Below are 6,796 nucleotides of genomic sequence, written 5' to 3' on the forward strand. Positions count from 1 at the left end.
CACCCGCCATGACGAGCGGTGACATCGCGGTGCTGGCCAACCCCCGTGCGGGGCGCGGCCGGCACCGCGATCTGCTTCCCGGGGTGGTGCAGCGCCTGGGCGCGGCCGGGCTTCCGGTGCGGCTGCTGGAGGCGCACAGCTCGGAGGACGCCGAGAAGGCCTGCCATCGGGCGGTCGCCGACGGGGCGGCGGCGCTGGTCGCGGTCGGCGGCGACGGGACCGTTCATCAGGCGTTGCAGTCGGCGGCCACCCGGCCGGTCGGCTTCGGGGTGGTGCCGGCCGGGACCGGGAACGACTTCGCGGCGGGCACCGGCGTGCCGGCCGATCCCCTCGCAGCTGCGTCGGCGATCGCCGACGCCCTGCTCGCCGGGCGGCACCGGCCGATCGATCTGGCCCGGGCGGTCGGGACCGACGGCGAGCCCCGGTGGTTCGGGGCGGTCCTCGCGGCCGGCTTCGACGCGATCGTCAACGAGCGGGCCAACCGGATGCGCTGGCCGCGCGGGCCGCGGCGCTACGACCTGGCGATCGTGCTGGAGATGGTGACGGTGCGGCCGCGGGTCTACGCCCTGGAACTCGACGGGGCGGATCACGGCTTCGAGGGCACCCTGGTCGCGATCGGCAACTGCCCCAGCTACGGCGGCGGCCTGCGCATCGTGCCCGACGCCGATCCGGCCGACGGGCTGCTCGACGTGTTGATCGCGGCGCCGCTGAGCCGCTGGGCGATGACCCGCCTGAAACCCCGCCTGCGGCGAGGCACACACGTGACCGACCCGCTGGTCCGGACATTTCGGGCAAAGCAGGTGCGACTCCATGCGGACGACATCATTGCGTACGCCGATGGCGAGCGCATCGGCCCGCTCCCGATGGAGATCACCTGCGTGCCGGGTGCCCTGCGACTGCTCGTCTGACCGTTTTGCGGGTGCGGTCAGGTTGCGTGGACGGCCTCGCGGTCAGTTCCTTCCGGTGCGGCCGAACGTGATGGCATGTCGCTGACTTCGCTTCGCTCGTTCACCAACGCCGCCTCGCTCGCCACCACGGCGTTCGACACCGCCCGGTCGACGCTGAAGTCGATGGCCGACACCGCGGCGTCCACGGCGCAGAGCGGCGGTCCCGCCGCGGCTTCGGCCGTCGCGGAGCCGGTCAAGGCCGAGGCCGAGCCCAAGAAGCTGAAGGGCGTCCGGAAGGGCACCGTCCTCGACTCCTACGCCTGATCTTTCTCAGGCTTGGCAGCCGGCCAGGGCCAGGCTCGCCGACAGGCCGTTGGGGCGGCCGGGCTCGGCGGCCGGTAGCACCAGGGCCGCGCATCCCGCCTGCACCGCGCCCGCGTCGGCCGGGGTGTCGCCGACCATCAGGGTGCGCTCCGGGTCGACGCCCAGCATGCCGCACGCCCTCAGGAAGATTGCCGGGTCGGGCTTGAGCCGGCCCACCTCGTAGCTCAGCGCCCACGCGTCGACCAGCGGTTCCATCCCCCAGCTCGCGAAGTGCGGGCGGATGTCGAAGCCGACGTTGCTGACCACGCCCACCTTGATGCCGGCGTCGTGCAGGGTGCGCAGCGTGGGCTCGGTGTCCGCGTAGGGGAGCCAGCCGTCGGCGTCCAGCAGCCGGTCGTACAGCGCGTCCGGGAGACCCTCGACGTCCGTGGTCACGGTCGCGGCCAGGCCCGTGTAAGCGGCGCGGTGGCTGTGGGCGTACAGATCGCGGTCGGCCCAATGCTCGGCGAGCTGGGGTGGGACGCGATGCGGAACCGGCCCGCCGGCTCGCCCCGCCGTCACCAGGCGGTCGGCGAGGATCGTGGCCTTGGCCCGATCAAGCACGCGGCCGCAGGCCGCAGCCGCCTGGAGCACCCACCGAACCGAATCCTCCACCTGTGCGAGTGTGCCGTGGAAGTCGAACAACACGGCATCCACCTGGCGGGACGGCCGATGGGGAGGGTGATCGGTCGATTCCACGGCTTCCGGCACGGGTGAACCATACCGAGACGGTCCGGACCTGTGAGACCCAGCCGCCGGTGCTGCGAGTTGTCATACCCGCGCCGTAGCCTTGTGGTCATGACGAGTCCCGCCGAAAAATTTGCGGAATCCAAGCGGCGGGCGGCCCGGCAGGCCGAGTTTCCGGCGCTGGAAGACTTCATGCTGGATGTCGGCTTCGACCTCGACGATTTCCAGCGCGCGGCGTGCGAGTCGCTGGAGCGGGGCAGCGGCGTGCTGGTGTGCGCGCCGACCGGCGCCGGTAAGACGGTGGTCGGCGAGTTCGCGGTGCACCTGACGCTGCGGGCCGGCGATCGCAAATGCTTCTACACCACGCCGATCAAGGCGCTGTCCAACCAGAAATACCACGACCTGGTCGAGCGCTACGGCCCCGACAAGGTCGGCCTGCTGACCGGCGACAACGTGATCAACGGCGACGCGCCGGTGGTGGTGATGACCACCGAGGTGCTGCGCAACATGCTCTATTCGGGCTCGTCCTCGCTCAAGGGGCTGGCCTATGTGGTGATGGATGAGGTCCACTACCTGGCCGACCGGTTCCGCGGCGCGGTCTGGGAAGAGGTGATCATCCACCTCCCGGCCTCGGTCAACCTGGTCTCGCTGTCCGCCACGGTCAGCAACTACGAGGAGTTCGCCGACTGGCTGGTCACCGTGCGCGGCGAGACCGAGGTGGTGGTCAGCGAGCACCGGCCGGTCCCGCTGTGGCAGCACATGCTGGTCGGGCGGCGGATGTTCGACCTGTTCCACGACGCCGACGCGGCCAAGAAGCACGACGTGCACCCCGAGCTGCTGCGCTACACCCGCGAGATGGAGCGCCGGCTGGAGATGACCAGCCGGTCCTACGGTCCGGGCCAGCGCGGCGGCCGGTCGAAGCGCTGGCAGCCGCCGCCGCGGGCCGAGGTGGTCGACCGGCTCGAGCGGGCCGGGCTGCTGCCGGCCATCCTGTTCATCTTCAGCCGGGCCGGGTGCGACGCGGCCGTGCAGCAGTGCCTGACGGCCGGGCTGCGGCTCACCGACCCCGAGGAGCGGGCCGAGATCCGGCGTATCGCCGAGGAGAAGGTCGCCTCCATCCCGCGCGAGGACCTGTCGGTGCTGGGCTACTGGGAGTGGCTCGACGGCCTCGAGCGGGGGCTCGCCGCCCACCACGCCGGCATGCTGCCCGCCTTCAAGGAGGCGGTCGAGGAGTGCTTCGTGCGGGGCCTGGTCAAGGCGGTCTTCGCCACCGAGACGCTCGCCCTGGGCATCAACATGCCGGCCCGCTGCGTGGTCCTCGAACGACTGGTGAAATTCAACGGCGAGGCGCACGTCGACCTGACCCCAGGGGAATACACGCAGCTCACCGGCCGGGCCGGCCGGCGCGGCATCGACGTCGAGGGCCACGCGGTCGTGCTGTGGAGCCCCGACGTCGACCCGCGGCACGTGGCCGGGCTCGCCTCCACCCGCACCTACCCGCTGCGCTCGTCGTTCCGCCCGTCCTACAACATGGCCGTCAACCTGGTCGGCTCGGTCGGCGCCGACAAATCCCGCGACCTGCTCGAGTCGTCGTTCGCCCAGTTCCAGGCCGACCGGTCGGTGGTCGGGCTGGCCCGGCAGGTCCAGCGCAACGTCGAAACCATGGGGACGTACGGCGAGGACGCGGCCTGCCACCACGGCGACTTCGACGAGTATTTCGGGATCCGGGTCGCGATCTCCGACCGGGAGAAGTCGATGGCCCGGCAGGGCGCCAACCAGCGCCGGGCCGACGCGGTGTCCTCGCTGGAGCGGCTCAAGGTCGGCGACGTGATCCGGGTGCCGCAGGGCCGCCGGGCCGGGCTCGCGGTCGTCCTCGAGGCGCCGACCGGCGGGTTCGGCGAGCCCCGGCCGCTGGTGCTCACCCAGGACAGGTGGGCCGGGCGGATCAGCCCCGCCGACTTCCCCGGCCAGGTCGAGGTGCTGGAGCGCATCCGCGTACCCAAGCATTTCAATCACCGCTCGCCTGCCGCCCGCCGTGACCTCGCCGCCCAGGTCTCCGCCACCGGCCTCGACCGGCACGGCAGCGGCCGTCGCCGGCGCGGGAACGGAGGCGACGGCGAGGACGCCGAGATCGCCCTGCTCAAGGTGCGGATGCGGCAGCACCCCTGCCACGCCTGCCCCGAGCGCGAGGAACACGCCCGCTGGGCCGAGCGCCGGCACCGGCTGCAGCGCGACACCGATGCGCTGCGCGACAAGGTGGCCGGGCGCACCGGGTCGCTGTCCCGCACGTTCGACCTGGTCTGCGCGGTGCTGACCGGCCGCGGCTACCTGTCCGACGACGGTGAGGTGACCGAGGCCGGCCGGATGCTCGGGCGGATCTGGTCCGAGGCCGACCTGCTCGTCGCCGAGTGCCTGCGGCAGGGCGTCTGGGAGGGTCTCGCCCCCGACGAGCTCGCGGCGGCGGCCTCCATGGTGCTCTACGAGTCACGGCGCGAGGGCGACGACCGCGCCTCGGTGCCGAAGGGCCCGATCACCGAGGCGGTCGACGCCTGCACCAAGCTGTGGGGCGAGATCGCCGCCGACGAGGCCGCGCACGGGCTGACCCTGACCCGCGAGCCCGACCCCGGGTTCGTCTGGCCGATGTTCCGCTGGGCCCGGGGTGAACCGCTCGCCAAGGTGCTGGCCAGCGGCCACAACTACGACGCCGACATGCCGGCCGGTGACTTCGTCCGGTGGGCGCGGCAGGTGCTCGACCTGCTCGGCCAGATCCGGGAGGCGCCGGCGTCGTCGGCCGGGGTCCGCGATGCCGCCCGCAAGGCCATCACCGCGATCAACCGGGGGGTGCTGGCCTACCAGGGTGCACTTTAGGATCTCCACTATGGACAGCCGGATCGACACGACGCAGGCGCATCCCGCCCGGCGGTACAACTACTGGCTGGGCGGGGCGCACCACTTCGCCGCCGACCGGGCGTCCGGCGACGCGATCGAGGCGGCGATGCCGACGATCCGGCTGATGGCCACCGAGAACCGGCGGTTCCTCGGCCGGGCGGCGCGGTTCGTCGCCGAGCAGGGGGTGCGGCAGTTCCTCGACATCGGCACCGGCATCCCGGCGCCCGGCGGCACCGGGGAGGCGGTCCGGGCCGTCGCGCCCTCCGCCCGGATCGTTTATGTCGACAACGACCCGCTGGTCACCGACACCTTCGCCGGGCTGCCGGACGCCTACGTCGAGGCCGATCTGCGGTCGCCGCGGGACATCCTCGACCACCCGGCGCTGGGCGCTCTGGACCTCGGCCGGCCGGTCGGGCTGATGCTGGCGGCGGTGCTGCACTTCGTGCGCGACGACGAGGACCCGGCCGGGATCGTGCAGGCCCTGCTCTCCGCGCTGGCGCCCGGCAGTTACGTCGTCGCCAGCCATGCGACCTGGGAGTACGTGCCGGCGGCGGCGGTCGCGCAGCTGCAGGCCAACAATCCGGGCGGGCGGTTCGCGCCGCGCGACGGGGCGGCCTTCGCGGCCTGGTTCGACGGGCTCTCCCTCGTGCCGCCCGGGCTCGTGTCGGTGGCGCATTGGCACGCCGGCGACGAAACGCAGCCGCGGCCGTCGGCGCAGGACGTGGGCTGCAACGGTCTGGTCGCGCTGGTGCGGTGACCTTCCGCTGGGTTCTTTCGGCCTGGCACGGGACCGGCGCTGGGCGTTGCTGCGCCGGCCGCGTTGGTAGGCGGGACCGGCGCTGGGCGTTGCTGCGTCGGCCGCGTTGGTAGACGGGAACGGTACCGGGCGTTGCTGCGTCGGCCGCGTTGGTAGACGGGAACGGTACCGGGCGTTGCTGCGCCGGCCGCCTTGGTAGACGGGGCCGGCACTGGGCGTTGCGGCCCTGGCGACGTTGGTGGACGGGGCCGGTGCCGGACGCTGCTGCCCTGGCCACGTTGGTAGCAGGCGGTTCGCCGGGCATACTCGTTACCCGTTGGTAAGCCCGGCGGAGGGAACAGCATGCGGGTCTATGCGACGCCACAGTTCTGGTGGCGTGCGGTCATCGTGGCCTGCGGGGTGGCCGGTCTGCTCATGGGCGAGCACCGGATCATCTACTACACCACTCAGAGCAATGTCATCACGCTCGGGTTCTTCGCCGGCGCGCTCTACTGGATGGTCAAGCGGCAGACCACCGTGACGCCGGCGCCCCGGCTGCGTGGCGCGGTCACCCTGTGGATCCTGATCACCTGCCTGATCTCGCACTTCATGCTCAACCACGGGAAGAGCCCGCTGCCCGGGCTCACGGCGGCGGACCCGGCGGTGGCGCTCACCAACCGATCGCTGTTCCTGATCCACTACGTGGTGCCGGTGATGGTCCTGCTCGACTGGGTGGCGTTCGGGCCGCATCGGGTCGTGCGGTGGCGGTCGATTCCGCTGTGGATCCTCTATCCGCTCGGATACGGCCTGGCGATCGAGATCCGCGCGATCGTGCTGCCGGGCGCCCCGATCCGCTACCCATACTTCTTCCTCGACCCCGGCACCCGCGGCTACGACTGGGTGGCCGGCCAGTTCGTCGAACTCGCCGTGATCTTTGTGGTGCTGGGGGCGGCAGTGGTCGGCCTGGACCGGCTGGCTTCCCTTGGCCGCGCCCGGCCCGGACCGGGCGGCGGCGAGGTTACGCCTGGCGGTGAGGTTTCGTCGTCCGCCCCCGCCGGACCGGCGGAAGCGGCGCCGGATTCGCAGCCCGGCGATCAGGAGACGGTCGCGAAGGCCGCCGCTGAGCAGAGGTCGGCCTGAACATCGCGGTGTCGGCTTCGTGGCGCGGTCGGTCGGAGTTGGCCGCGAATGCGCCCGGCGGGCAAGAGCCGGTCTCGGAAGGCATCCGCCCCGC

The 6,796-nt window shown here is 72.3% G+C and carries 6 protein-coding genes; 5 read left to right on the forward strand and 1 reads right to left on the reverse strand.

Going from position 1 to position 6,796, the window contains the following annotated elements:
* Positions 1–8 precede the first annotated feature (8 nt).
* Complete coding sequence (locus tag Adu01nite_RS09715; protein ID WP_203726238.1) at positions 9–908, forward strand: diacylglycerol/lipid kinase family protein; 900 nt, start codon at positions 9–11, stop codon at positions 906–908.
* Positions 909–983: 75 nt separating this feature from the next.
* Positions 984–1,211, forward strand: a complete 228-nt coding sequence (locus Adu01nite_RS09720) for a hypothetical protein (RefSeq protein WP_203726239.1) — start codon at positions 984–986, stop codon at positions 1,209–1,211.
* 6 nt (positions 1,212–1,217) lie between these two features.
* On the opposite strand, the gene Adu01nite_RS09725 is transcribed toward Adu01nite_RS09720, so the two are convergent.
* Positions 1,218–1,907 carry an HAD family hydrolase gene (locus Adu01nite_RS09725; protein ID WP_203726248.1) on the reverse strand — a complete coding sequence of 230 codons (690 nt, stop codon included), beginning with the start codon at positions 1,905–1,907 and terminating at the stop codon, positions 1,218–1,220.
* A 141-nt stretch (positions 1,908–2,048) separates the two neighbouring features.
* Between Adu01nite_RS09725 and Adu01nite_RS09730 the strand changes: the two genes are divergently transcribed.
* The 3 genes from Adu01nite_RS09730 (at position 2,049) to Adu01nite_RS09740 (ending at position 6,702) form a co-directional block, all read left to right on the forward strand.
* Positions 2,049–4,805, forward strand: a complete 2,757-nt coding sequence (locus Adu01nite_RS09730; RefSeq protein WP_203726240.1) for a DEAD/DEAH box helicase — start codon at positions 2,049–2,051, stop codon at positions 4,803–4,805.
* Between the two features lie 10 nt (positions 4,806–4,815).
* Positions 4,816–5,583 carry an SAM-dependent methyltransferase gene (locus Adu01nite_RS09735; RefSeq protein WP_203726241.1) on the forward strand — a complete coding sequence of 256 codons (768 nt, stop codon included), beginning with the start codon at positions 4,816–4,818 and terminating at the stop codon, positions 5,581–5,583.
* Positions 5,584–5,925: 342 nt separating this feature from the next.
* Positions 5,926–6,702, forward strand: coding sequence for a Pr6Pr family membrane protein (locus Adu01nite_RS09740; protein WP_203726242.1), 777 nt, complete (start codon positions 5,926–5,928; stop codon positions 6,700–6,702).
* Positions 6,703–6,796 lie beyond the last annotated feature (94 nt).

It is taken from the genome of Paractinoplanes durhamensis, from assembly GCF_016862175.1.
GTDB lineage: Bacteria > Actinomycetota > Actinomycetes > Mycobacteriales > Micromonosporaceae > Actinoplanes > Actinoplanes durhamensis.

Excerpts from the sequence above, each read along its gene's own strand:
- Adu01nite_RS09730 (WP_203726240.1), top strand. The coding sequence starts at position 2,049 with ATGACGAGTCCCGCCGAAAAATTTGCGGAATCCAAGCGGCGGGCGGCC.
- Adu01nite_RS09740 (WP_203726242.1), top strand. The coding sequence starts at position 5,926 with ATGCGGGTCTATGCGACGCCACAGTTCTGGTGGCGTGCGGTCATCGTG.
- Adu01nite_RS09735 (WP_203726241.1), top strand. The coding sequence starts at position 4,816 with ATGGACAGCCGGATCGACACGACGCAGGCGCATCCCGCCCGGCGGTAC.
- Adu01nite_RS09720 (WP_203726239.1), top strand. The coding sequence starts at position 984 with ATGTCGCTGACTTCGCTTCGCTCGTTCACCAACGCCGCCTCGCTCGCC.
- Adu01nite_RS09715 (WP_203726238.1), top strand. The coding sequence starts at position 9 with ATGACGAGCGGTGACATCGCGGTGCTGGCCAACCCCCGTGCGGGGCGC.